Annotated in this window: 18 protein-coding genes; 2 read left to right on the plus strand and 16 right to left on the minus strand. The window is 41.5% G+C overall.

The window, feature by feature from the left end; genetic code table 11:
• Positions 1-41 precede the first annotated feature (41 nt).
• Positions 42-602, minus strand: coding sequence for an IS66 family transposase zinc-finger binding domain-containing protein (locus tag TOL9009_RS0109785; protein WP_029632642.1), 561 nt, complete (start codon positions 600-602; stop codon positions 42-44).
• Positions 603-1,102: 500 nt separating this feature from the next.
• Between TOL9009_RS0109785 and TOL9009_RS0109790 the strand changes: the two genes are divergently transcribed.
• Positions 1,103-1,321: a hypothetical protein gene (locus tag TOL9009_RS0109790; protein WP_029632643.1), complete on the plus strand. Its 219-nt coding sequence runs from the start codon at positions 1,103-1,105 to the stop codon at positions 1,319-1,321.
• Between the two features lie 450 nt (positions 1,322-1,771).
• Here TOL9009_RS0109790 and TOL9009_RS45420 read toward each other — a convergent pair whose 3' ends face one another.
• From TOL9009_RS45420 to TOL9009_RS0109865, 14 genes are all read right to left on the minus strand, one after another.
• On the minus strand, positions 1,772-2,056 hold the full coding sequence (locus TOL9009_RS45420) for a hypothetical protein (protein ID WP_144238196.1): 285 nt from the start codon (positions 2,054-2,056) through the stop codon (positions 1,772-1,774).
• 419 nt (positions 2,057-2,475) lie between these two features.
• A complete protein-coding gene (locus tag TOL9009_RS0109795) occupies positions 2,476-3,261 on the minus strand; it encodes a peptidylprolyl isomerase (RefSeq protein WP_029632644.1) in 786 nt (261 codons plus the stop codon).
• Between the two features lie 29 nt (positions 3,262-3,290).
• Entirely contained in the window at positions 3,291-4,778 is a 1,488-nt protein-coding gene (locus tag TOL9009_RS0109800) for an HlyD family efflux transporter periplasmic adaptor subunit (RefSeq protein ID WP_029632645.1), read from the minus strand.
• A gap of 399 nt (positions 4,779-5,177) precedes the next feature.
• Positions 5,178-7,886: a peptidase domain-containing ABC transporter gene (locus TOL9009_RS0109805; RefSeq protein WP_029632646.1), complete on the minus strand. Its 2,709-nt coding sequence runs from the start codon at positions 7,884-7,886 to the stop codon at positions 5,178-5,180.
• 21 nt (positions 7,887-7,907) lie between these two features.
• A complete protein-coding gene (locus tag TOL9009_RS0109810) occupies positions 7,908-8,486 on the minus strand; it encodes a helix-turn-helix domain-containing protein (protein WP_029632647.1) in 579 nt (192 codons plus the stop codon).
• A 960-nt stretch (positions 8,487-9,446) separates the two neighbouring features.
• On the minus strand, positions 9,447-9,992 hold the full coding sequence (locus TOL9009_RS0109815) for a GIY-YIG nuclease family protein (protein WP_029632648.1): 546 nt from the start codon (positions 9,990-9,992) through the stop codon (positions 9,447-9,449).
• Between the two features lie 75 nt (positions 9,993-10,067).
• Positions 10,068-10,400 (minus strand): hypothetical protein, encoded by a 333-nt coding sequence (locus TOL9009_RS0109820; RefSeq protein ID WP_029632649.1) that lies wholly within the window; start codon positions 10,398-10,400, stop codon positions 10,068-10,070.
• 438 nt (positions 10,401-10,838) lie between these two features.
• On the minus strand, positions 10,839-11,549 hold the full coding sequence (locus tag TOL9009_RS0109825) for a DUF4276 family protein (protein ID WP_029632650.1): 711 nt from the start codon (positions 11,547-11,549) through the stop codon (positions 10,839-10,841).
• Positions 11,549-12,649: an AAA family ATPase gene (locus TOL9009_RS0109830; protein ID WP_029632651.1), complete on the minus strand. Its 1,101-nt coding sequence runs from the start codon at positions 12,647-12,649 to the stop codon at positions 11,549-11,551. Before TOL9009_RS0109830 ends, TOL9009_RS0109825 begins: the two co-directional genes overlap by 1 nt.
• Positions 12,650-13,007: 358 nt before the next feature.
• Positions 13,008-15,614, minus strand: a complete 2,607-nt coding sequence (gene bcsA / locus TOL9009_RS0109835) for a UDP-forming cellulose synthase catalytic subunit (RefSeq protein WP_029632652.1) — start codon at positions 15,612-15,614, stop codon at positions 13,008-13,010.
• Positions 15,615-15,779: 165 nt separating this feature from the next.
• Positions 15,780-18,167, minus strand: a complete 2,388-nt coding sequence (locus TOL9009_RS0109845) for a cellulose biosynthesis cyclic di-GMP-binding regulatory protein BcsB (RefSeq protein WP_029632654.1) — start codon at positions 18,165-18,167, stop codon at positions 15,780-15,782.
• A gap of 171 nt (positions 18,168-18,338) precedes the next feature.
• Positions 18,339-19,607, minus strand: a complete 1,269-nt coding sequence (locus tag TOL9009_RS0109850) for a glycosyl hydrolase family 8 (RefSeq protein ID WP_029632655.1) — start codon at positions 19,605-19,607, stop codon at positions 18,339-18,341.
• A 153-nt stretch (positions 19,608-19,760) separates the two neighbouring features.
• Positions 19,761-22,130, minus strand: a complete 2,370-nt coding sequence (locus TOL9009_RS0109860; RefSeq protein ID WP_029632656.1) for a tetratricopeptide repeat protein — start codon at positions 22,128-22,130, stop codon at positions 19,761-19,763.
• On the minus strand, positions 22,127-24,079 hold the full coding sequence (locus tag TOL9009_RS0109865; RefSeq protein WP_029632657.1) for a hypothetical protein: 1,953 nt from the start codon (positions 24,077-24,079) through the stop codon (positions 22,127-22,129). Before TOL9009_RS0109865 ends, TOL9009_RS0109860 begins: the two co-directional genes overlap by 4 nt.
• A gap of 231 nt (positions 24,080-24,310) precedes the next feature.
• Between TOL9009_RS0109865 and TOL9009_RS0109870 the strand changes: the two genes are divergently transcribed.
• Complete coding sequence (locus TOL9009_RS0109870) at positions 24,311-25,096, plus strand: hypothetical protein (RefSeq protein ID WP_029632658.1); 786 nt, start codon at positions 24,311-24,313, stop codon at positions 25,094-25,096.
• Positions 25,097-25,340: 244 nt separating this feature from the next.
• Here TOL9009_RS0109870 and TOL9009_RS0109875 read toward each other — a convergent pair whose 3' ends face one another.
• Complete coding sequence (locus TOL9009_RS0109875) at positions 25,341-26,075, minus strand: hypothetical protein (protein ID WP_242055591.1); 735 nt, start codon at positions 26,073-26,075, stop codon at positions 25,341-25,343.
• Positions 26,076-26,325: the final 250 nt, after the last annotated feature.

Raw genomic sequence — 26,325 nt, forward strand, 5'->3', positions numbered from 1 at the left:
GGCGCTTTGTACCATACGGTGACTGTTGTGGTATACCGCACTCAACAAAGACAACGGTTGCAACAACTCTGACGCCGTATCCAGTCTTGTTTATGTTCTGGCAATATTGCACGAGTCTGTGTTCCACATTGAGAACAAGTCAATTGGTGTAAGCGATGTTCTATAACTATGGGTTCAATGGGCGGAATCTCAACTATCTGGTGTCTGTATGGATTCTCATCAACTCCAGTTAGGCTTTCTCCACAACCAGAGCATATTGTTGGATGATGCTCAACCACCTCTGTGCATTCTTCTGGTGGGTATAAGTCACGATTTTTACCTTCATGACCTGGTTGCCCTCCCCGTTTTTTGTTACTTTTCTTTTTCTCCTGCTTTTTCCCAAATCCTGGCGGGTCTGCACTAGGAGGTGATGATGAATTTTGAGATGTACGATTAGCTTTCTCTAATAGCTGTTGCTGGATTGTCAGGACTTCTGCTAATTGTTTTTCTAAGCTTTCGATTTGCTGCCCCATCCCCTCTACCAGTTTTTGGACGCTGGCTGGAGTTTTTTCCCAATCAACACGGGGTATCTGCTCGATGTAGGATAGGTGCTTTTGTTCCATAAATTTCACATTACCAGATTTTGGTCTCCCTAATTGACGATCGCCTGACAACCCCAACAATTGTTACTAAATTTGAGGAGCCCACGACGTAGCTAGATCAACCAATTAAATCGCCTGTAACTCTTATTCTCTCGTTACCCCCCTGAACGGTTACTGTGAACCAACGGACTTGCGTTGTGAACCAACGGACTTACGTTTTGAACCAACAAACTATTATTGCTGTTTTTTCACCACAACCAAGTTTTAAAGACAAAACTCCTGGAATTATGTCTTCAAGTAATTTTTCTCTACAAAAGCGCTATGGATTATAAATAAACAGATTCCCTAGATGGTTGATATTTTTTTCTCTTATAAATTAGGAGACAAAACTCCTTTAGTTATGTTTTATCTGCTCTTTTTAACTATTGAATTTAGATTTGATATCGCCGAAGATAGATTCAAGAGTTAAGCAAACGAAAGCTTAATTCACAGAAAAATTACTTATACCAGGTAGAACAATCATGTCTAGAATCACAATTTCCGACTTGGCGATCGATTCTAATTCCTTCATCAATGAAGTAGCTGAAACTGAAGCTGCATTTGTTAACGGTGGTTTTGATAAACAGGCTGCATTTGGACTTTTAGTTGGAATACTAAGCAGCTATGAAAAATTCGCAACAGCATTCCTCAAAACATCTGATAAAGTAGTAGATTTCTTGATTAGCTATTTAGCGAAATAATTAAATAGCAATCTTAATAATACTTATACCATTTTATAAATTTTTTATCAGAAAAATTATAATTACATCATATAATTTCTGATAAAATTTATACAAAAAAATGGTATTTTTTTCTTTAAGGGCAAAATTTAAATACAGTGTCCCTCGTAGTGTGCGTTACGGCTTTAGCCGTAACGCATCATTCTGTATAGCGGTGCGTTAGCTCATATCTTGCACCTGAAAATTTGAATGTCAATTCCTTGACTAAGTGCTAGTTCTTTCAGGCGCTCAATATTCTGTAAAAGAAGCAACACAACCAGGTGTGGAAATAGAGTTTGGAATGCAATGTCGGCGGCTTGTCCCCAATCAGGCAAAGTAGAGGCGATAGTACAAATGGTTGAAGTATTAAACGGAGATTGTTAAGAATATTATTCTATTCGTTTCCTTTGTACCACCAAGTATCATACATCACTACCGATACCGACAGATTAGCCTCCCATTATCATTAGTAATTGTATTTGGTTGACAAGCACGATAGTTGTCTAAGTATGCATTTACTACTCTACCCTGTCGATCTCGACATTGTGCGGACAACCTATCGGTATATCCGCCGCTGCCATTCGGATATCTTGATTCTTGAATACCTATGCAAGTCTGAGTGTAGCTTCCTCTGGGAGCAGCAAAAGCTGGTGCAAACACTATCTGAGCAGCAAATAGAGAAGAAACTAAAATTACTGGCTTCATTAGATATGACATATCTATGACCTTCATGTAGTAATAGAAATTATTCTTGCATAACAGATTATCAAAATCTACGTCCAAAGAGTAAAAACAGTAAGATTTACCTCTTTAGATAGATAATAAAAATAAACATTTTATATAGTCAAATTTATATATATAGGTGCAAGTGATAGTAACATATGCAGTTATTAACCCAATCTGCAATAAATCGTTGGAAATCACCCTTTTGTACTCTTTATTTGTTTTTTACGGGTTTATTCGGTAGGTGCAAGATATGAGTTAGGGTGTATCAAGTAATTTATGACTAAAAATTCTGCATTACAAGCACCGTAAGACACCATACAGGATTCAAATAATTCGTAATTGATAATTCTGCCCAGATCCCCGACTTCTTAAAGAAGTCGGGGATCTAAGCTATATATAAAATCAAAAATTTATGAAGCTATCTTCAGCAATTCCTGGACTGGTTGAGAATAGGAATCTGATTCAAAATGGGGAATAATTTCGACTTGCGCGATTTGTTGCTTTAACCAATCAGAAAATAACTCACCCATAATCTTTAATCGCAACTGCTGGTCTAATTTTGGTTGAATGATTTCCTCAACCCAAATGAGATGAACTTTTTGTGAAATTACAATCGGTTTAAGTAACTCAGGAGGATGAGCAACAAAGACGGCAGCAGCAATATCTGGTTTAAATTCGTGACGATGTTTGATTCCACGATATCCACCAGCACGACGAAGTTCTAGATTTTGAATATGTTGACGAGTAACATCTTGGAAAGTGATTTCACCTTCAGTGACTGCATAAAACAGTTCCCAAGCTAAATCTTCATCTTCTAAGACAACTTCATAGGTGACTACTGCTAGATAATTTGGTTGATTTTCATAAAAAGTAGGCTCGATTTTGTCTGCAAATAAATGTTGCGCTAACTTGACAGATATCAAGTTAATTTCTGCTAATTGCTCAAAATCTTCCACAGAAAGATAATGTTTTTGCAGCCATGTCCAAGTATCTTCAGCTTTGATGAGTCTGTTGGCTGCTCGTAAAGCATCAGCCGCTTGTTGAAGTTCTTCTAATTCTACTTTGATACCTGCTTCTTTGGCAGCATCAGCCAGAATTTTCCGGGTAGCGATCGCTTCCAATAAACTAGGAATTTGGCAAGAGAGTTTAAGTTGGTCAATTATCTCTTTTTGAGACACATTTATTACTTTTAACATGTTTATAATCCTCACACATCGACTATTTACTAAAGGTCTAAACCAGCTTTTTGCAGCTTTTTAAACGGATCTAAAATGAAATCAATCACACGTCTCTGACGAACAATCACTTCTGCCGTTGCTGTTTGACCAGGAGTTAAGGGAATTGGTTTGTTAGCAGATTGTTTCAAAGCTATTTCCATCTCAAAAACTTCTATTTTTCCTTGAGGTGTTTCCAGTATTTTGGAGTCTGGTGACATTCTAATCACCTTCCCTGTAACTACTCCATAATCTTGAAATGGATAAGCATCAAACTTAACTTTCGCTGCCATTCCTACCTTCAAAAAGGCACTTTCTTGACTTGGAATATTGGCTTTAAGAACAAATGGAATTCCCTTGGGAGCAATTTGAGCGATCGTCTGACCAATTTGGACAACTACACCAGGCTTTTTGATGGGTAAGTTGAAAATTACCCCATCAATGGGTGATTTCATTAATCGTTGCGTTAATTGTAGTTTTATAGCAGCTATCTGGCTTTTAGTTTGAGCAATTTCTGATTGCAAGCTGGTAATTTGTGTTTGCATATCTTTCAATTGTTCCTGATTTTTTAACACAGATATTTCACCAGCATGAACTACACTTTTATAACTACTTTTCTGTTCTTGCAATCTTAGTTTTGCTTGTTCAATATCTGCTTGGGCTTGACGTATAATTGATTGATAGCGGTTTTCTTCTTCTTGAAAGCGTAGCTTTGCCTGTTTGATATCAGATTGTGTTTCTTCGTTTAATCTTTGACTTTCTTCTGCCATTTTTTCTAGTTCCACAACTTTGATTTGAGGAACAGCACCTTTTTGCCAAAGTAGACGATAGCGCTTAGTTTCTGTTAAATCTCTATTCCAACGGATTTTAGCTAACTTATAGGCAGTCTGAGTAGAACTCATATTTTGTTTGGCTTGATCAACTAAAGCCAATTTTTCTAATTTTTGTAAGTTATAAGTACTCTGTTTCGCATCTAGATTTTGCTGTGCCTGATTAACTTGGGAAACTTTTTCTAATTCTTGGGATTGGTTTTGTTGTTCTTGAACAGTAATTGCTAACTTTAATTGGTTTTTAACTAGTTCTAGTTGTGCTAATCGATTTATTAGTCCGTCTAGCTTTGCCTGTGCTTGTTGTAAATCGGTTCGTAGTACATTCGACTCTATTTCTACTAGTAACTGCCCAGCTTTAACGGTTTGACCTTCTTTCACCTTGACAGCAATAATATTGCCACCAACTGGAGTGTCTAATCTTTGGGTTTCTCCTAATGGTTCAATACGACCTCTAGCGTTTCCTGTTTCATCGACTTGCGACAGCATCGTCCAAGGTAAAACTATAGCACTAAAAATTACCAGAAAATACAGTAAAGAACGTGTCCAACGTCTTGGTAATGCATCTAGTAGTTCTTCTGTTCCGTAATACCAATTGTGAGAATTTGCTGCTACAGCATGATTTTCTTCAACTGGATTAGTTACTTCTGTTGTTGATTGTTTGCTTATCATAAATTAGGGTTAAATTAAGCATAGTTAAGTGATAAGTTGTAAATTATAAATCAATACAGTTCAATAGGACTTACGCACTCGTTACGATAAAACAAGACTTTGAGATTGCTTCCTTGCGTCGCAATGACAGAAATACGTAGTCCGTGCGTAAGTCCTGTTCAATTAAGGAATTGGTCGTAAAAAATGGTATGTAGAGACGTAGCAATGCTACGTCTTTACGAGGATTTCGGGCTGAACTGAACGGTATTGAATTATAGCGTTTCCTAGTCTGCTGAGGTACAAATTTATCTGCGTCCATCAGCGTTTATCTATCTTCCGAAGCGGTTAATTCAATATTCTGTACCTCATGAATGTGGGAATCGCTATATCAATGAAGAGTTATGAGTGAAAACTCCCAAATCAACTTGCTTGAGCGAGTTGTTGTTGATTCAGGTAGTAGTAATGACCTTTTTTAGAAATTAATTCTTCATGAGTACCGCTTTCTATTAATAAACCGCGATCTAACACCAAAATTAAGTCAGCATTGCGGATTGTAGAGAGTCGATGGGCAATAATTAAGCTGGTACGTCCTTCGAGAATTGTTTTGAAATTGTTTTGAATGATGCGCTCTGATTCTGCATCGAGGTGACTAGTAGCTTCGTCGAAAATCAATAAGCGAGGATTACCAAGCATTGCACGGGCAATTGCGAGACGTTGCCGTTGTCCACCAGAAAGCATCCCCCCACCTTCGCCAATTTGGGTTTCATAACCCATTGGTAATTGTCGAATAAATTCATCTGCACCAGCTAAACGTGCTACCTCGATAATCTCTTCTAAGGCAGCTTCTGGGAAAGCAATGCTAATGTTTTCTCGAATTGTGCCACCAAATAAGAAAGTATCTTGATCGACAACACCAATTTGAGAACGAAGCGATCGCAAAGAAAGACTGGTTACATCATGACCATCAATCAAAATTTTGCCATCTGTTGGAGTATATAAACCTAAAATCATTTTGGCAAGGGTAGTTTTTCCCGAACCACTACGTCCTACAAGTGCTACCGTTTGCTCTGGGTGAATTTCAAAATTCAGGTTTTCTAGGACGTTAATATCACTATCTGGATGATAGCGAAAGGTTAGATTTTCAAAGCGAATATGACCGTTAACTCTCGCTAAAGATTGACGTGGTTGATGCTGTAAGTCTTCTTCTGGTTCTGATAAAAGAACATCATTAATCCGTTCGGTGGAAATAATTACTTCTTGTACTTGATTCCACAGTAGTGTAAGCCGTTTGAAAGGATCAATAATGTTACCTAACAACATATTAAAAGCAACTAATTGTCCAATTGTTAGTTGATTTTGAATTACTAACCATGCTCCATACCACAGTAATGCTGTAGTTGCTACAGATTCAATAATCGAACTATAAATTTGCATTTGGTTGCCAATTACCTGTCCACCAAACATTTTTTTAGTCAAATTATTTAGTAATTCTTCCCAACGCCAGCGCACTGTCTGCTCAATTGCCATCGAACGAATTGAGCGAATGCCTGAAAGTGATTGAATTAAATAACTATTCTCCTTAGCTAAAGCATTAAAAACTTCACGACTAACCCGGCGAAAGAATGGTGTAGCAACCAATGCCAAAATAAAGAATGGCGGTACAATTGTCAAGGCTAGCATTGCCATTTGCCAGCTATACCAAAACATCAATCCCACATAAATAAATACTGTCAATAAATCCAGAATTATTGATAGTGCTTCACCTGTGAGAAAGCGCTGAATTTTTTGATTTTCTTGAACGCGAGAAATAATATCACCGACATAACGCGACTCAAAAAAGGCTAGGGGTAGAAGGAAGGTATGTTTAATAAAACCTACCATCAGCGCTACTCCGATTCGGTTTGCTGTGTGATCTAGTAGATATTGTCGCAGTCCGTTAAGAGCGACGCGGAATAAGCCAAAAATCAACAAACCAAACCCAACCGCGTTTAAAGTTAAAGTACTACCCTGAACAATTACTCTATCTAAAAGTAATTGAGTGAATAGAGGCATAATCAAGCCAAACAACTGGATAAATACCGAAGCGATGAAGACTTCTAGTAATACTTGCCAATGTGGTTTGATTAATTCAAATAACTGCCAAAATGGTGTAATTGCTTGTTCACTTTCTTTGAGAATGGCGGTAGGTTGCGATAATAAAGCATAACCAGTCCATCCAGCTTGAAATTGATGATGAGTGAGGGTACGTTGACCGATCGCCGGATCGCCGACAATCACCTGTTTTTTGGTAATTTCATAGACGACGATGTAATGATTCCCTTCCCAATGTGCGATCGCAGGTAGGGGTTGCTGTGCTAATTTATCCAGGCTGGCTTTAACTGGACGGCTAGCAAAACCAATACTTTCAGCCGCAGTGGCTAATCCTCGCAGAGAAACCCCGATGCGATTGACGTTGGCTAAATCCCGCAATCTGTTGATGCTAAAGCGCTTACCCCAATACCGACCAATCATAACTAGGCAAGCGACACCACAATCTGAAGCGCTTTGTTGTTCAAAGAAGGGATAGCGTTTAGTTAGCTGTGCCCATATATGTCCTGCTTTGACTTGAGGAGTTGGGAAATAAGCGCGTCGTTGCTTCTTTTTCGGGGTTGCGTTTGTGGGAAAGGGGATGACGTTGGGAATTGAAGATTGATGATTGTCTTCCCCATTCCCCATCTGCAAATCCCAAGATTCTGCACGCTTCAATAAGCGATCGCGGATTTTGGGGTATTTATCCATCAAAATCTGCAATACATCTGTATTAAGATAACAGAGTTTTAAGTTAGATGAAGCCCTCGCAGCATAACAATTAAAGTCTTCTTCTGCAAATAAAGTGATTTCACCAAATGATGACCCTGCTGCTAGGGTGGAAATTAAGTTGCCAGAACTATCTAGTAATCTAACTTTACCCCTAATAACTAAATAAATTCCCGCTTTGGCATCTTTTGATTGCCAAAACAATTTTGCTACTGGTGGTTCAACAATTTCAATTTTTGCCCAACAATTCTGTAATTCTTTATTTGAAAGCTTCTCACCCAAAATGGTGGTTACTAGTTCACCTAGTTGTTCTTGGGACAATATTGATGACATTCCCTCTCCTTTATCCCAAGTTTAGTTATTAATTTTAATTAGGTTAAATGACTGATATAAACTCGGCTCACTGTGAGGTTGTAAATCACAGATTCTAACGCCAGTTGCCTTTATATCTTGAGTTACTGCTTGTTTTGAGAAGCGTTTTTTTTGTGTAGCTAAACCCATTTCTTTGAGTAATCGATTAATGTGGCGATCGCTAATTTCAATTCCAAATTCAGTTGCCAAATGTTTGCTCAACCATTGAGATGTCCAACTACTAAATGCATAGCCATACTTTCGTGGGCTATGACTCAGCAATTCTTTTAATCTTTGGATATATTGTTCATTTACAATTTTCGGTCTGCCTATTGATCGTTGCTGCCATTGCTCCACTAAACCTGCTTTGGTAATAGCAATCCAATAACGTGCCATTTCCTGAGAGCAACCTAAAATTTGACAGATTTCGGTTTGCGATTTCCCCATATCTGCCAGCAACATAATTTCTAGACGCCGACGGTATTCTGGTTGCAAATTACCTTGCAAATTCTTTAATAAATCCTTGTGCTGAAGAGGTGTTAAAAACTTACTTTCATTGTCTTGAAAAGAATTTATTGACATAGAATTGATTACTAAATCAAAAATCAAAATTTTGCCCAAATGCATCCACAATTGTGCTGCTTTAAAAGTCAAAACTAATACCCAAATGTCATTCTGAGTGGAGCGTTCCCGAAGGCATTGTCCTTCAAGTTTTCCAGTCGCTACAACAGGAGAAAATACGCACAGCAAAAGTTTCGCAACGAGCTGATTCAATACGGTTCGGGTAAGGATTTTTCGTGGTGATTTAGGGTATGTAGAGACGCGATATATCGCGTCTCTACAAGGTTTTTGGTTTATCGAATTTTCTTATCCGAACCGTATTGCGAGCTGATTAACTTGCGTGTTTAGGGGTGTAGTGAAACTCTAAACTCCGCTTTGTTACGTACCTTCAGGTTCTGCGAGGCAATACAGAATGACAAAATAATACTTTTGCTCGCATCTTCTAATCTTGACTTTATCCATTTTCCACAAAACGCGATCGCATGAACTTAAACCAGAAGTGGAATTTAGGCTTTAACTTTTCCGGTTTTGGCAAAACCAATGAATTAGAAGTAACCAATAATTACCACTGCAAACTGTATATGAAGTGATTAGCTGGACTTGATAAGTTATCCCTGGTGATGCAGTAGACTAATTAGATTTACCATGTTTTTATCGGCAGATTTTGATAAATCAGAAGTCATCTGTCTCAATTAAATATCAATGATAACTAAATCTTTCCGCATCTATCTAAAGGTAGAAATTTATAAAAATAATATTTAGTATTAATTTTTACTGTCGAATCATAAGTTATTTGTCGTCGTCACAAATTAATTAAGACTTAGGCAACTCATATAATGTCCGGTAAATAACTTACAATTTAAAGACGTAAAGAGTGGAACGTCTCTTGCGTTGGTTGAAATTAATGTAGAGACGTAGCATTGCTACGTCTCTTGGTATCAGGTAACACATCATTAATTTTGGTCGATGTCTAATATTTATTCACTTCAAATCGAGTAATCCTTCTTCTTTTAACTTAGGATTAAAGCGAATTTGAAGTTGCAATCCACGCGCTTGCAACACTTCTAAAATTTCAGCTTCTACTCGTCGCGCCACATTTTTCATAATTTTAACTTGCGCCATCTCATCTATTAATGGATTTTCATAACTTGCCTGTTCTTCAGGTGTCATTACCGCTTTAGCATCAATAGGCTGCGTCCATTTTTCTTTTTGTTCGGCATTTCCCCAAGGAACACTGTTATTTTCCGCAATCCACGCATTTTCAATGTTTTCTAAAATGGCGCGGCTAGGTCGCTCAATGGTTTGGACTTTTACCCAATAGCAATTTTGAGGTTGACGTACTAAATGCTGTTTTAGACTGAGATATACATCGCGAGAATAGCCAACAAATTGCAGCACTTTTTCTCGATCAAAAATTGCATAGACTCCTATCTTAGTCTGAAATTGTTCAGGTAATTGACCGTTATCGTCAATGTAAGCAATATATTCGAGAGTTGCTAAAGATGAAATATTTGTTTGGGTTGTCATAAATGAAAATTAAAAATTGCTAATTGTGAGGTGGTCACTAGTAAAGACGTAGCAGTGCTACGTCTCTACAAAATTCTATTCCCTATTACATTTTTTCATGTAAATTGCACAAAGACGACTGGGTTTGAATATTTTGGCATTAAACATGAAGTTTGGCGGGACGTTAATAATTATGTAGTCGCTATTATCATGATATTTTTCAAATTCGGCTGGCATTCCTTTGGGAGTAGTGAAGCTATAAGGAACTGGTTGAAAAAGTAATTCTGTAAACTCGACTTTTTCACAGTTGAGTTGTTGACAAACTTGGTTGAGAAAAGTATCATTAGTCAACAAGTTGAAAAGGCTTTCTTTCGCTTGTGGTTCTAGAGTGAAACTGCTATCAAAGTTTTGGACAATTTTAAAAGGCATTTTTCTTAGAGATATATATTAGCGCTAATGGCGATCGCTTCTTTAAAAGTTGGGCGCACGGAAACCGTGACGCACCCACTTTTCGCTTCTTTAAAATAGCGTATTGGATTATGTGACTTCTGTCAGCCACTAAATAAGTAGATGAAATTAAACGTAAAATACTCAGGACTTACGCAACTGGCACAAAGCGCGGGGGGGGCAGACAAGGACAAATACATCTGAACATGACTTGCGCTCTTGGTAGTGTGGAGGATTTGCGCTTCAAGGCATTCTGACAGACAGGCGATCGCGCGTCAGAGAATGGACAATACTCTTGATTGTCAAAATATGAGTTGACGCTGCGAAAATTTCAACATTTAGTAATAAATTACACTATTTGGTGATGTGTATTTAGTGCTATTCAAGACACAAGGTTTTGCCCCGTATTCACAATTCAACTCAGATGGTTCCGTCTGAGTTGTCGCGGTGATTATTTAACGATTCGAGCCGTGACAGCCATGCGTTGAAGTGAGGACATCGGCTCCGAATTACTTGCAGTCCAATCCGTTCAGCCAACTGTGGTCCAAAAGCAGACTTTGCTCTTCCATAATCAGGAAACTGAGCGATGATGCGTTTACTGGGAGCTGTATCCTGTCCGTCGTTGATCAACTCAGGTGTTTCATATTGATTAGCGATCGCCCTGAGATCCTCAATCTCCTTTGTGCGACGAGCATCAAGATATTCAAAGCACGTTGGATCAGCAAAAAGATATGCCTCATATTCATGTAACTGAATGTACGGGATGAATCGGTAATCGTTGATATCTTCTGCAAAGCGTTGCTCTAGAAATTCGACCCGTTCTACAGGATTTTGGCGCAGACTCTCAGCTTCAGCCAATCCCGGAAAATCAGGAGCAATAGCATACAAATCAATCATCGTAGTAAAGAACACCTTAGAGCCTTTCTCCTGCTTGAGAAGGCGCAGAATGTCATCCTTCATAGGCTCGTACTTTCGACCGCCACCGCGATGCACATAACCTTTTTTTCTGGCATGGGCAATCAGCATAATCTTGTCCATAAAAACACTATATTGAGCAAGATATAGTTTTAGGATGTTATCGGCGAATGTCTGCTCAGTTTGTCCTTCAGCAAATAGGTAGAGGCGCATCATTAATGTGGTCCTCCCCCGGCGATATTTTTCTCCCAAACTTCTCCCAAGCTGTACTCATCGAGCCAAGGTTCCAATTCTAAGGGATTTAGCCGCTTAAATTGCGACTCCTTACCCTCTCGCTTTACCGCAATCACATCTTCAGGATCAAAATTATCCAAAAAAGAACTAGATTGGGTGCTGATGAGGATTTGCGTATGGAGCGAAGCCTTGCTAAACAAGGCAGCCACAACATTTAGAGCATAGGGGTGAAGACCTAATTCTGGCTCATCAACAACGATGAGTTCTGGTAGTTCATCCTCTGGCTGTAAAAGCAGTGTTACAAGACATATAGCGCGTAAAGTTCCATCTGAAAATTGATGGGGTCCAAATACACTATCTGACTCCTTTTCTTGCCAGTTCAGAATGACACGATTAGATGCATCTGGCTCAAGAACAAAGTCATCGAAAAATGGTGCAATCAAACGGATTGTTCCGACGATACGTTGATAAGCTGAAATACTGTCTTTGCGGAATTTCAGAAGTAATGCAGCTAAATTTCCGGCATCAGGCATGAGCCATCGGGTATCGCCAATGTAACAGGATTGCCGCACTGCCGCCGTAGAAGATGTATCGTGAAAGTGATATACACGGCAACGATCGAGCAAGTACTTGAGCGTCCTGGCTGTTTGTTTACCTTCCTGTACTGCTTCACTAATTTTTGTTTCCTGATGCCCTGCACCCAACTGGTCAACCCTTGGGGATGTCCTACCCGTTTCCAGAAAGCTCAATGTTTCATCGGCGAAGATCAGCGTATCAACAGCGGCATGGAATAATCGCAGATTATAAATATCTACCCCGTTTTCGACTTCAAACTCCAATTTTGCTTCGATCTGAGGAGTTATCTTGGGTCCAAAGTGCAAGAGAGACTGAGCACGCCCCGACATACCGATATATTGTTGGAAGCGTCCCGCCATCATCTCATTAAGCATCTTGAAGAACGAGATGAGATTGCTTTTGCCTGCTCCGTTTGCTCCAATCAAGATATTTAAGGGACGCAACTCAAGATCCATCGTTTTAATAGACTTGAATCCGTTAAGGGTTAATCGTTGCAGCTTGTTCAAAAGTCGGTCTCCTGAATCCGTAAATGTGTATTTGCTTCCTCTTGTCTAACACCCACATACTTTTAGTAGAGCATTATTTTGATTTTGTAAATAGAAAATCTGAAAAACCTCTTTGGCATTGAAAAAGGGACTGGGGATTAGGGACTGGGGACACTTTCCTTACTTGGAAGGGGATTGGGACCCCCTTGTTTTAAAGAAAACTATTCCTAGTCCCCAGTCCCCAGTCCCCAGTAAGGCGAGCGCCATTCCTCACCGACTTGCTGCGCTCCCCGTCGGAGAATCCTGGCGCGACCTGTTAAGAGACCATCTTGTAGAAAGAAACACATATCTCGGCTCAATGCCTATGAGAATCGAGATTCTACATGACTTGCAAAAGTTGTTTAATTTTGCTGTCTTGTCGCGGCTTCAATTTCTCTGGAAAATTCAACTCAATACCAATCTTGCCATTTGCCTGTTCTTCTACTGAGGAAATTTCGGCAACAAGTTTGCTTTGGTTTCCCTGTTCGTGACTCAAGAGTAAACCAACAAGCGGCTTGAGAGTCCGCATGGTGTGCAAGTCTTGTTGTCCAAGGATTTTGTTAGAAAATAAGGCTTTTTTGCTTTGTAATTCTAGCCGTAAACCTGTAACCCCTAGTTCCGTTGCGACTCCTTCAAATAACTGACCATCCCAGTAAAGTTGACCTTCTTCGCGTACCTGCTTGCGTACCTTCCTGCGTCTAGATGGTTGGAGGTCACGCAAAGAGCGAGTCAAACTGGTAGCGAGGAAGCCAAGGGAAGCGACTGGCTGGTCTATATCCTGGCGCTTTTGAGAATACCATTCTCGCACGTCAGAATACAAAACTATAGTTAAAGCATCTAGCTGGGCGCGATTGGGATCGATAAAATCAATTGCCAAAAGCGTTTTTGTATCATTAACTGGAGTCAAACCAATAACTCGTCCTGTCAGGTTAGCGCGAGCAACAAAATCTCCCATCACTTCAACTTGGACTTCATCTGGTAAATTGGGCCAAGATTCCAAAGAAATCAATGCCCCAGTTTCTGAGATATTCACCGTTTCACCCCTGATGGTTAAGCCGTTACTATAAATCTCCACCCTTAGGTGTCGGTTTAAGCGGTGTGCTGTACGGACTTGCGGTTGTTCAAGACCAACTAATAAAGCTGCTGATAGCAAAATTAAGTTAAAGCCAGACCACAAAGTATTCACGAATACAGCTTGAGAATCCTCTGGACGTAGCAACAACCAATAAGGAACTGCAAGCAAAGAAGAGACAACAAATGCAGTGACTATAAACAGACTGCGCGTCGATCGCCAATCAAAGGTACGTTTGCTAATATTTGATCCTTTGTCGGTAACGTTAAACGAACCGAGTTTAGGGTTAAGTAGCGCCAACATCGTTACCCATCCAGTCTGGAAAGCCATTGCAAATTCAAAAATTTCGTTCCAGAAAGAAAAGCGGACATATTTGTAGATGATGTGGTTAGTAAAAAGCGAGAGGAGAATATGTGGTATAGCATAAGCCAGAGTTTCATAACCTAAACCCCGGACAGAGTTAATGCCAAATAATAAAAACAGAGTGGGAGCGATCGCATATACTAATCGCGGATATCCATACAAAAAGTGGGATGTCGCACTAAAATAACAAATCCGCTGGGGAATCGTTAATTTTAAGTTGAGGTTAAATAACGGATTTTCCAGTCGCAAAATTTGCGCCATTCCCCTAGCCCAGCGCACTTGTTGACCGACATAGGAAGAAAATGTATCTGGTGCTAAACCCGCCACCATAATTTTGTCGTAATATACCGACTTGTAACCCCGCGAATGCAACCGCAGTGCAGTGTGACAATCTTCAGTAACCGTTTCTACAGCAATTCCCCCAACTTCTAAAGCGTGTTTTTTGCGGATCACAGCAGCAGAACCGCAAAAAAATGCAGCATTCCAAAAATCATTGCCCTTTTGCAGCACCTTGTAGAATAGTTCATTACCCACCGGAATTTTACCGCCTGTGAGCAAATTACGCTCGAAGGGGTCAGGGTTATAGAACCAGTGCGGAGTTTGGACAAACGATACTTTCGGATCGAAGAAAAAGCCTACGGTATGCACAAGAAACTGGCGCGATGGAATGTGATCGCAATCCAAAATCATGACTAAATCGCCGTCAGTTTTGCCAAAAGCGGTGTTGATATTTCCAGCTTTAGCGTGGTCGTTATTGTCCCGCGTCATGTGTATGCAGCCGAGTTCTTCGCACATTTGGCGGATTTGCTCGCGTCTTCCGCGCAAACTTTCATGACGGGGATCGCTTTGTTTGTATCTTTCTGGGCGACCATCATCAAGAACATAAACCTTTTTTTTCCCAGGAGCGTAATCGCAATTTATAGATGCTAATGCGGTCTTACGGACAATTTCAACGTCTTCGTTGAAGGTGGGAATGTAAATATCAACTTGAAACCATTCTTCTTCAGGAAGGGCAGCAAGACTAATTGGCTGGCGTTCTTTAATTTTGAGAGTTTGAACGTATGCCAATACCAAAGTTAGGATCGCATAAAGTTCTGCGAAATACAACAGTAAGCAAGCGATACTGTTAATCCAACCATCAAAATTGAGGGTGTAGCTTGTGCGGTAATATAAATAACGCAGTGTTGTTACTAAACTCAGCCACACCATGAATAAATGATAATACTGGCTGATTTCGGCAGAAGTTTCTTGCTCTTCTACCCGGACGATGAACTGACCGAGTAGTAATAAAAACACAGCTACTACCCCCTGCTGCCAAATTGCGAGTGGAGTAATAATTAGTGGCAGTGAGAGCAACAAGAGCAGCAAAACTACCCACTTCAACCCTTTTATGCCAATAGGAGCTAAAACACGTTCAAAAAATCCCGGTATGGAGTCAACTAAGAAAGTGGTGATTTTAGGACGTGGGCGATCGCCTGGTGAGCGAGGTGGTCTAAATGAGGACGAAGACATAAATGAAAAAGAGGGGTAAAGGGGTTTTTAAGAGGGGTAAAGGGGTTTTTAAGAGGGGTAAAGGGCAAAGGGGAAAGGGGAAAGGTATGGAAACAAAATACGGATTTATTCAAATAACTCTATATTTCTTACCCAGTCCCCAGTCCCCAGTCCCCAGTCCCCCGATTATCTTCTTTCAGCATCAGCCGTCCGCTTGAGATACAACTGAACAATGCCATAAAGTAGAAGCGATACCCCAACGATACCTACAGGTAACAACAGCCAGTTATCTTCTATCAAGCGGGATGCCTTACTGAGAAAATTTGTATTTTCTACACGACGATTCGCAGGGGCACTTTGGAAAAACTCCAATTCATAGGCATCTGGATCGTAGGGACGCGGGTCTTTTTTATCGCTACTAATTAGCACCGTATCCTTTTTCAATTGGGAGAACCACGGATCTTGATTGAGGACTTGACGTACACGTTCCAAGCCGACTTGTGTCTGAGCGGTCAAACCCAAAATTACGCGATCGCCATTCCACGGAGACAAGATTTGTTTAATCATGCCTTGTGCGTCTTGGGGGGTTTGAATCGTACCTTGAGCAGATGCTCGCGAAAACGCCTGAGCCAAATTAAAGCCACTAGATTTATTAAACTCTGGCTGAAAAGGAAGCTTGTCCCGTGTCCCAATTGCCACCAAATTATGATTATCGCGGACTGATTTGGGTAATGTATCCGGCGTGTAAACATCTAATTTGACAGAATTAGCTTGACTCAAGCGTCCTAAGCGTTCGCTAAACGCCAGCATAGTCAAGATATCTGTATTAGAGGGATTTGTTGGGACGACAATTGCCGTTTTAGACAAATCTTGAGGTGCTGCAAACGGATAACCAAATCGCAGCAAATTTAAATCTGGTAATTGTACAGAATTTTCTCGTTTTAAATCAAAGCTAGTATCAGAATGTACAGTGCCTGTAAGTTGTTGATCTGGTGGATGAATGCATTTTTCTCTATCAAAGGGTTCCCTGGCAGTCATCCGGAAAAACACCTGAAGTTTAGAGTTGGGCTGAACTAAGTTTGGCGGCAAATCTACTTTCAGGGTTTTGCGAGTTTCTCCCCGATCTGACTCAAGACGTGCCCCACCGATGAAGTTGTCATCGAGGAATACTTGTAAAGCAGAGGTTCGTGGATTAATCTGCGGACCATAGCTGTAAACTAAATTCATCGAACTGCCACGCACAAAACGTTCGTCAGGCAAAGCGCGCAAATCAATTTCAATTGCCGGCGCATTTGCACCACGGACAGTCAGATCATTAAAACCCTCACTTGTTACCGGGGTTTTCAAGTCGCTCAGTTTAAAGGAATTTGCAGACGGCAAATAACGGGGCCATTCGCGATCGCCTGGGGTTTCTACTTCCTTGACTTGAGAAACTAAAACTACCTGACCGGTGCCCATTTTTCGCAAGTCTGGCTGTGCCAAAAACTGTACTGCTTTGGCGACTCCTTTGGCTCCATTGCCAGTGGCGATTAAAACTGGCGCACCACCATCTTTCTTACTCATCGCTAAAATTAACACCCCTGTGTCACTTGCTATCGGGGAGTTATTGCGATCGAGAACTTGATTGCCGACCACCTTCACGGGCAAATTTAAGGAAGCCAAAACTGGTTGTTCGCTAGGAGTACCAATGATGATTAATCGCTCCTCAAGCTTGAGATCCGCCACATTAGCTGACATCCTGGTCTGAATTGGGCGAAAGTCTGCTAGTCTACCCAATGCGGCTTGCAAGCGAGCGGCTGCACTCAACCAAGATTGACTCACAAGGCTTGGTTGCAAGTAGACAATTTGGTTAGTCTCTAAGCCGAGTTTGTCAAATAAAGGATAAGGATAGCGGTCAAAGTTAAGGGGAATCGGCTCCTGTTGGTAGTTGAAGATTAATTTAGAATCTGGCAGAATTTCCGTCCACAAGTCAGGGCTATTAGGATCGGTACATCCTTGGGTGTTACTCTGCAACGCTGCCACAGTCAATTCGTTATAGTCTTGAAGTAATTTTGGGTTTATATTCATCAAGACTTGACCGAGCTGAGACTGTTTTTTGTTCAGCGGTACGCTACCAATACTGGTGCCATTGACTAACACTGTCAAATTAGAGCGATTTGCATACAGTGATGGCGAGTGCTGAAAGCGAATTAAGGCTTGTACCTTACCTTTATTCAGGTTCCAGCCACGAGGACGGGTAAAGGCAAGGCGAGATTCAGAATAAACTCCTCGCAAGCGCAAGCGGTTGCCTACTATTGGACTGCGATTAAATTCTAGGCTGTAGGGTTTCAGCTTCTTGTCATCATCAGTTTCTGTGTCATCTGTAGGTCTTGGCTTTTGCGTATTTTGGGCGATTTCGAGATTGTTTGTGTTGTCAACTTCAGGTGTAATTGCCTGTGCTAAGACAATTTGTTTTAAGTTACTTTCGTTCTTAGGTTTGGCGCTTAATGTTAATGAACAAGGCAACACCAAAAAGCAAGAAGTAACACAAATTGCTTTTTTACTGATTTGGGAAAGGTTAAACAACTGCTTCATAAGACAGTATGATTATTCTGGGTTGTTTCAGTGTGTAGGTTGAATTAGTCTGAGTATTTCTTGTTAGAAATACCACTTGGAAATTTGTTATTTTTATAACTCGAAAGCGCTTTATTTTATTTTTTTGTAGAGACGCGAAATTTCGCGTCTCTACAACCAAAAACAAAAACGCTATTTTGCCTTTAAAAGATGCTTGGGAACAGAATCAGGAGACAGCAATCCTAACCAAGCCAAGTTCTGAGTATAATAAGCTGTGCGATCGCCCCAAACTCCATCTTTGTATTGAGGTATCAATTTTTTCACTAGCAAGTCTTGAGCTAGTTTCGGTTCGACTAACCGCATGGCAGCATAAAACATCGCGTATTGGGATGTCGCTTCATAATTTACTAATGCTTTCCCTTGCAAGTCTATGCGTGCCGGCAAACGTGATTGTGTCCGCCACAGCTTTTGTAGATGAACCGTGGATGTCAGTAGATACCGCCGTGCTTGTGGCGAATTAAACCAAGCCGCATCAAGTGCCACCCGCCACCAAACTCGATAAGCATCAAAGCTATACAAGGTTTGAAGCGGGCTAGATAATGGCAAGGTTTGGAATTTACCTGTTTTAGTGTCTAGAGCTACCCAGTCACTAGGTAATCCCACCGCAGAAAGTCGTGTGGAAGATTCCAGCACTTGGTAGCTGGTATCTACCAAACTCAACCAGTCATGTTCGCGGTCAATTTGGGCAAATATGCGGAAAGCATAGGGAGTCAGATAAGAGGGATTAAGGTAAAGGGTTGATTCATTGGGGACAAATGCCCCAACAGGACCGGGTAGCAAATAGCGCTTGCCCACCATACCTGGAGCCGTGGAAAGGTTCCACAAATCTTTGAGTTTGATTTTTGCCAGTTGCAGGTATTCAGGACGATTCCAACGCCGTGAGGCAAAAATCAATGCGGTAATCGCATCAATATCACCATCACTGGCAAAGTTGTTGTCGATGCTACCCCAACTACCATCATCTTTGCGTCCCCACTTCCAAACCCATAAACTGTCGGTGGCTTTACCTGCATTTTGGCGTTGGAGGTTATTTTGCGACCAGTTTAAGGTTAAAGCAAAAGTTGCAGGATCATCGATGAGTACTGCTCGTAACATGGCGTATGCTTGACCTTCACTAGTTGAGCGATCGCTCGCTTCATAGTCAATCACCCGTCCATCCCCTTGAATAAATCTTTTCCGGTAACTGTCCCAGCTTTGCGCTAATAAGTCCCGGTTAGGGGTGGATTTAGGTAGAGCTGCTAAAAATACTGACATATCTTTGCTACTATCTACCGTTGAGGTCTTTGCCGTCTGAGTCCTACTATCTGGTGTTTTAGAGTTAACTACTATTGAGTAACTACTTACACACCCATATAAAGTGAATGTGCTGACAATAACTGCCACGATACGGGAGAAACTCATACCAATGAAAAAGAGGGGGACAGGGGGACAAGGGGACAGGGAGACAAGGGGACAAGGGGACAAGGGGGACAAGGGGGACAAGGAGACAAAAAAGAATTTGCTCCCTCATCTCCCTCATCTCCCCATCCCCCCTCTCCCCATCCCCCTCTCTCGCTATCTGCCTCGACGTTGAGGATCTTCCCACGGGGGTTGAAAACCACGCCGTTGCAGAAAGTCTTCTTGAATTTCCTGCATTCGCCGAGATACATCAGCATCTGTGCTTCCTTGGGTACCTTGTTGGATTTGCAGTTGTTCTAACTCTGCAAGCGCGGTCAAAGGTTGATCGAATATCGCATTTAAATCAGCAAGAGCGCGACGTGACTGTATGTCGTCGGGCTTTTGTGCTAGCACCTGATTAAAAATTTGTTGTGCGGAATCATAACGCCCTTGTTGAAAGCGAATTCCTCCCAAAGCTGACAAGGCATCAATGTTATCTGGTTGCTGCGCCAAAATATTCTCGTAAGCAGTGCTTGCTTGCTTGTAATCGCCTATAGTTCGGGCTAACTCTCCCTGTATCAAGTAAGAATTAGGAGTGTTAGGAAGCTTGGCAATTAACTGCTTGACTCGCGCTTGGGCAAGCGTAGGATTGCGATCGGCAAGAACTTGTACTAAACGCAGTTGCACCGGTAAATAATTGGGGTCAACTTCTGCCAGATAATTGTAAAGAGCTTCACGCCGCGCCTGTGCCGGTAACACTCCCACCAAACTGTATAATTCTGGAGGAGTGTTGGTTGCTCTTTGTGTTGCTAACCAATTGTCGAGAACTGCTTCTGCCTCCCCTTGAGAAATCCTACGAGCCTGATAAGCAACACTAGTACGCCCAAGCTGAGTTGTCACATCTTGAGGATTCCGAGTTATTAGTTGGTCATAAACTGCCAAAGCCTCATCAAAACGCTTTTGTTGGAGTCGCACTCCCCCTAGTCCGCGCAAAGCAGCATCAGTAATATCGTTGTCTGGTTTGCTAGTCAGCACAGCTTGGTAACGTTTGGCACTCGCATCTAAGCTGCCTTCCCGCCGCTCGATTTCTGCGGCTAACAACTGCGGTGCGAGGTTTTTAGTACCTTCGGAAGTGGCGGTGTAAGCTGCTAAAGCTTGCCTTGCATTATTTAGGTCATTGCGCTGCACGTACATTTGCGCCACTCGGAAATTCAAAAAGGGTGTGCTTACTCCCGACTGCAATATATTTTGGTATATCGGTAAAAAGTCTGAGTCGGGAGCATCAATATTTACCAAGGCGTTAGCTAGCTGTTGCAGTTGTACGCGGTCTGCGGGTAGAGGTTGTAATGCTTCAGCCAAACGCTGTTTGAGGTCGTTTTTGGCGAGAATTCCTAGCTGATTTTCTAAAGCTATCTGCCGAACTACTAGGCTTTTATCGTTGGGATACTGCACAGCTACTTGTCGATAAAGTTGCAATGCGGTTTGCCGTCCTTCCGGGAAGCCAGCAAAAACATCAGCGACTTCTCGCAGTAATGCGGGGGAAGGGTTGGGATTGTTTGCCAGTGTTTGACGGTAGAGATTGATAACTTGCTGTGTCAGGGTAGGGTTGTTGGTTCGCTTGCGAATTTCATTGAGCGATCGCCCTAAAGGCAAAAGCGCATCTGATCTACCTTGCAAAGGCTCTAATATTGCCAATGCTTGAGTTGTCTGTTCATTGGCAATATATGCTACAGCTAACTCTTTACGAGTTTCGATCGCTAATCCATCTAGCTTTTTTGACCGCTGCAACTGTGCTTCTAAAACCTTTACTGCACCAGCAGGATTACCAGTTTCTCGCAAGGTGCGACCGTAAGCTACTGCTGCATATCCGCTAATACTTTTTCCGGATGAACGGTAGCGGTTAAACAACTCCAACGCTTGAGGAAAATTTTCGCTGTAACTATAAGCTTGAGCTGCACCAATTACTGCCTCTGATGAGGGGTTGTTTGCCAGGACAATTTTATAGTCGGCAATAGACTCGGTTAATCGTTGTTGATAAGCATACAGTAAAGCGCGGTAAGTAAGAGCATCGAAATCATTGGGATTTCGGTTTAATAAAGTTGTTAAAGCTTGAATCCCTTTAACATTCCATTCTGGGCGATAAGTCGCCATGATACCGACAATTTTCAGCGCTCCTTGATTGTTGGGATCTTGTGCGAGTACTTGTTGATAGCTATTCCAAGCATCAGTAATTTTCCCAGCGCGGTTATAGGCGATCGCTAATCCTAATCTTGCTTGCAATGATTGCGGTTCTTGCTTTAGGGCTTGTTGAAAGGCTGCGATCGCATCATTTACCCATCCTTTTTTTAACAACGCATAACCACGTCCAACTGCCGCAGGTGCTTTCTGCGCTTGCGCTGGAGCAATAGGGATTATTGGGGTAAAGGGTAAAGGGTAAAGGGTAAAGGGTAAGAAATATAGAGTGATTTGAAGAAATCCGTATTTTATTTTCGTCCCAGTCCCTAGTCCCCAGTAAAGAGTCCCTTTACCGTGTTTATGTTTACTCATCGAGCAGTCCCTCTGGGAGTCACATCAAAATAAGTTTTTACTCTGATACCGAAAACAGTTTCCTCGAAATTGTCTCGTCCCTGAACTGTGAAACCTAACCGCAGATTGGGTAGAAATTTAAAATCATAGTATGCCTCCAATACATCTAAGGCATCTCCTCGTCGCAAGCTATCGTTGGATAGCCCACGTCCATAAGCTAAACCGAGGCGATCGTCTCTAGTAAACAAATCCAGTAAACTAGCACCGAAAACATAAGTATCTGCCCCTCTACCCAAATCTCTATTTTCGTATTTGCCATAGCGCCCAAAAACACCTAATTTGATGTTGGGAATAAAGACTTCAGCGTTTATACCATATGCTTCTTCGCGATCGCCTTCTTGGATGCCAAAAATTGTGCGATCGCTATTTCTGGCAAGACTAAAACTTTCGGGGAAGGTATCGCGAATCCCTGCATCGCGATCGGTTGCATAAGTACCCCGAATAATTGCATTACCGTAACGGATGCCGATTTCTCCGGCAAATCCATCTAAAGAAAAATCGCTCAGTCTGTCTGACGATGAAAATACTGCCCCTTTGGCTTCAATATAATCGTTGACACTCCAGTTAACTAACAAACCAGTACGCGAAGCAATTCCTGTAGCCGATAGTGCCGGATTGGTTTGAAACACCGGATTAAAAAATTGGCTTGCTCCATCTTTAGCAAAGCTGTTGCGGTCAAAATAAGATGTTAAATCTAACTGACCGACTACAAAACGCAGATTTGGCAATCCTCCTAGGGAAGTTGCAAAATACAACTCATTCACACTCAAACCCTCTGACCGAGAGTCATCAAATGTATTGTTTTGACTTGTTAAATCCAAGGTTGCGCCAAACAAAGCTTGCGGTGTCAGTGGATAAATTCCCGAAACTCTTGCCCGTGCCGAGCTATCCCCTCCTTGAGTTACATAGACACCTTCTAGGTATAAAGACGGTTCTCTTAAAGCCGTACTATTGAGCAGGGGGCTTGGTCGATTATTTGCTCGCTCATTAAGCGATCGTGGTGTAGTTTGTAGTGTCGGAGCAAGCAAACTTGGAGGAATTTCTTGCCTGGGAGTTGTCGGAGGTACTAATGGTGGAACTGCTTGAGAGTTGAGTATTGGGTTGAAAGTTGCTCCCGTTGTACTTTGAGTTTGGGGAGTGAGTTGTTGGTTAAAATTTGATGTGGCATCAGGTGCAACTTGTGGACTTGGAGTGCCTGGAAGTGGCGGTAGTGGGGCGATTTGGGGATTTTGTCCCTGACTGAAAGTTGCTCCCGTTGTACCTTGAGTTTGCGGACTGAGTAGTTGGTTAAAAGTTGGTGTGGCATCAGGTGCAACTTGTGGACTTGGAGTGCCTGGAAGTGGTGGTAGTGGGGCGATTTGGGGATTTTGTCCCTGATTGAAAGTCGGTGCCCCTGGTGCCGTGAATTCTTGGGTATTTTGAGCATCTGGTAATGGGAGCGGTGAGTTGGAGCGCGAGTTATTGAAATTATTATCCTCACCTGCCGCTAACACTGGTAAATTTGTTTGTCTTTGTTTACCTGGTGTAAGTGCAGTAGAACGAGGTTTTGCTTTTGGGGTTTTTTCAGAACCTTGCTGCTGGATAAAAGCATTCTCCAATTGGTTGATCTGCTCTATTGGAGTTTGCTGTGATTTGAACACCGTTCTAGGGGAAGTCGCACGCGCTGATGCTGGAGGTGGTTGCAACCTGGGCTGAGATTGATTACTAGGTATAGAAGAAGATTGAGGGAGTGGTAAGAGTCCCCTTAAACCCAGTTGAAAATCGTTAGATGGATTTACTTGAGCTAAACAAGTATCACTGAATGCTACCACCCAAAATAAAGACACTGAGGCAGTGCAAAGCAACAAATGAACCTTGTTTAACTGTTTTGGGAAAGTTGATTTATCACAATCGAATACTGTAGGCTTCATTAACTTAGCCGATGAACAACTAAATATGGACGTTCTTCGATGTCACCACTTTATCAAAAACTCTGCGTAATTGTGCGTAAATTAGACGAAAATCAATATATGATTTTCTGATACCTAATTAGTTAGGTTAGCAGAGAAGTGAACCTTTTTCTTTATTGAGCGCAAATTTGGGCGCAATAAAGAAAAACCTAGATTATCTATTTTTCTTTCAACCAAATACCCGATTTTTCTATGCTCAGTCTTCATTTGCCAGCAAATTCCCAAAAAATTAAAAATTTGTCTGCTTCTATCTCTCTCACGGCTACCTCGTTGATGCTATTAGTTGTCACTTCTGGCTGTATTCAAAAAGCACAAGACGAAGTGCAGCTAGAAATCAAAAATCTACAACCTACAGAAAGTAATGGCGTATACACCGTAGTTGGAAACACAAATTTACCAGAGTCTAGTCGAATTACAGTAGCGGCAATTCGCTATTTGCATTCACCAGAAGAACTTGGTGGAGGATCGTTGAATACTGAAGCAAATATTAACCGTTCAATTCTCGATCGCAAAACTGTTGAAGTAAAGCAATCTAAATGGCAAGCAGAACTGAATCTCTGGCAAGTCGCACCCAATGGAAATTTTCAGGAAGTCTGGCAAGCAAATCAAGCGTCAATGAAACTGATCCCAGATAGTGATGTCACGTTTATTGCTACTTTCGATCCTGCAAGTCAGTGGCAAAGGTCACAAAAGCCAAAGGTGGAACAAAGAGATCCAGAACCTCGAAAGATCGAAGGTAAGTTGCTTCGCTTTACTAACGAAGGTGAAAAATATGTGCAAACGAGTCAAATTTTATCTGTATCTTTGCCTGGGGGAAAAACAATACCACCTCGTCCGCAAGCGGAAGACGTTAATGGTGGCTGGGGAAATCGATATCAAATTCAACCAGAACCGCTAACTTCTGGAGCTACTGTACTTCCACCAGTCAAATTTAGACAGACCAATGCTCCCCTATCACCTTCAGAGTTTCTACGTTGAAAAGTAGAGCTTAATTAACCACATTCCGCATCCTAAACTATTACACAACGAATTTTGGACATTTCAAAATTTGGGAGCAATGCGATCGCTGGATAATCCCCCTGCCATTTTGTCTAAAATACAGCCCTGAAGAGGAAAAGTCCGAAAAAACAGATTGTGACAGTGGGGGGTGCGAAATATGGATAATTCTCAAAAAACATACAATTAAGAAGCAAGTTGCTCCCAAGGTGGCTTGCTTCATTATTTACAAAAACTTTACCTCTTCAGTGTCTGGTGCATCATAAGAAACTCTAAATTTATCTGAGGTTTTTACCTCGGCATTTGTTTGTTGAGACATGATTCCCAGACTGCTCTGCATTTCCTGCATCTGCAACATCATTTCTCTAAGTTGTTTTTGCAACATCTCAAAATCCGATGCTGTTGGTGTGCTTTTATCTACAACAACAGGGGTAGGAATTTCTTCGGTGCTGTTTGTGTTTGTTTGAGTGTAACCCAGGAAAGTTTGAGCAGAAGCAAAGCCAGAAGCCGCAGTCACAGTTCTAGTGGTTGCAATTCTTGGCACAGTATTTATCGGCTGTTGGTATGACGCTGTAGTTTGGGCTACAACAGGTTTAATTACGGTTGCGCTCAATAAGTTTGAATTTACTGTTTGCTCAAAAGGCACTTCATCATCCAAAAAAGTGGTGAGTCCAGAAACTTGTAATCGAGACTCAGACACTTTAAATTCTTGAAGTTGTGCTTCCTTTTGTTCTAAGCGCTTTTCTAAGCCAGACAATTCCTGCTGAAATTTCGCTGACTTTCGAGCAGAATACTGCCACCCACAGACTGCCATCGTGAAAATACCGACTCCGACGCTGATTGCTGTTGCTAATACTACGTAGGGGGCAGCAATATCTCGAATTTTGCCATCGAAAATAGCTTCTTCTTGAAATTTGATGGCTGTTTGCTTGTCACCTAATGTTGCAAGGGGAAATGACATGGCTGAAAAAACAGTGACAGCAGAGACAAGCGACGGGAGGAAAAATTTTTGCAGTGCAGATAGAGTCATATTTAAAAGATGAGTCGGTTGTCAAAAAAAAGACAATGCGTAAAATCCAACCAGGCTAATTGCCGCTGGTATAATTTAGATATTTAATATAGATGCACCTGATTTTCTCAGCACAAGAAACTTGTGTATCAAAAATGCTAAGTTAGTTAGCATTTTTGATTGTCAACTAAAAGGTACCAAA

It is taken from the genome of [Scytonema hofmanni] UTEX 2349 (assembly GCF_000582685.1).
Taxonomy (GTDB): Bacteria; Cyanobacteriota; Cyanobacteriia; order Cyanobacteriales; family Nostocaceae; genus Hassallia; species Hassallia hofmanni.

What these genes read in the sequence shown, in the direction of transcription:
- TOL9009_RS0109875 (WP_242055591.1), bottom strand. Translation starts at nt 26,075, where the DNA reads ATGTCATTTCCCCTTGCAACATTAGGTGACAAGCAAACAGCCATCAAA.
- TOL9009_RS0109795 (WP_029632644.1), bottom strand. Translation starts at nt 3,261, where the DNA reads ATGTTAAAAGTAATAAATGTGTCTCAAAAAGAGATAATTGACCAACTT.
- TOL9009_RS0109825 (WP_029632650.1), bottom strand. Translation starts at nt 11,549, where the DNA reads ATGATGCGCCTCTACCTATTTGCTGAAGGACAAACTGAGCAGACATTC.
- TOL9009_RS0109865 (WP_029632657.1), bottom strand. Translation starts at nt 24,079, where the DNA reads ATGAAGCCTACAGTATTCGATTGTGATAAATCAACTTTCCCAAAACAG.
- TOL9009_RS0109820 (WP_029632649.1), bottom strand. Translation starts at nt 10,400, where the DNA reads ATGCCTTTTAAAATTGTCCAAAACTTTGATAGCAGTTTCACTCTAGAA.
- TOL9009_RS0109790 (WP_029632643.1), top strand. Translation starts at nt 1,103, where the DNA reads ATGTCTAGAATCACAATTTCCGACTTGGCGATCGATTCTAATTCCTTC.
- TOL9009_RS0109845 (WP_029632654.1), bottom strand. Translation starts at nt 18,167, where the DNA reads ATGAAGCAGTTGTTTAACCTTTCCCAAATCAGTAAAAAAGCAATTTGT.
- TOL9009_RS0109800 (WP_029632645.1), bottom strand. Translation starts at nt 4,778, where the DNA reads ATGATAAGCAAACAATCAACAACAGAAGTAACTAATCCAGTTGAAGAA.
- TOL9009_RS0109805 (WP_029632646.1), bottom strand. Translation starts at nt 7,886, where the DNA reads ATGTCATCAATATTGTCCCAAGAACAACTAGGTGAACTAGTAACCACC.
- bcsA (WP_029632652.1), bottom strand. Translation starts at nt 15,614, where the DNA reads ATGTCTTCGTCCTCATTTAGACCACCTCGCTCACCAGGCGATCGCCCA.
- TOL9009_RS0109785 (WP_029632642.1), bottom strand. Translation starts at nt 602, where the DNA reads ATGGAACAAAAGCACCTATCCTACATCGAGCAGATACCCCGTGTTGAT.
- TOL9009_RS0109850 (WP_029632655.1), bottom strand. Translation starts at nt 19,607, where the DNA reads ATGAGTTTCTCCCGTATCGTGGCAGTTATTGTCAGCACATTCACTTTA.
- TOL9009_RS0109815 (WP_029632648.1), bottom strand. Translation starts at nt 9,992, where the DNA reads ATGACAACCCAAACAAATATTTCATCTTTAGCAACTCTCGAATATATT.
- TOL9009_RS0109860 (WP_029632656.1), bottom strand. Translation starts at nt 22,130, where the DNA reads ATGAGTAAACATAAACACGGTAAAGGGACTCTTTACTGGGGACTAGGG.
- TOL9009_RS45420 (WP_144238196.1), bottom strand. Translation starts at nt 2,056, where the DNA reads ATGTCATATCTAATGAAGCCAGTAATTTTAGTTTCTTCTCTATTTGCT.
- TOL9009_RS0109870 (WP_029632658.1), top strand. Translation starts at nt 24,311, where the DNA reads ATGCTCAGTCTTCATTTGCCAGCAAATTCCCAAAAAATTAAAAATTTG.
- TOL9009_RS0109810 (WP_029632647.1), bottom strand. Translation starts at nt 8,486, where the DNA reads ATGTCAATAAATTCTTTTCAAGACAATGAAAGTAAGTTTTTAACACCT.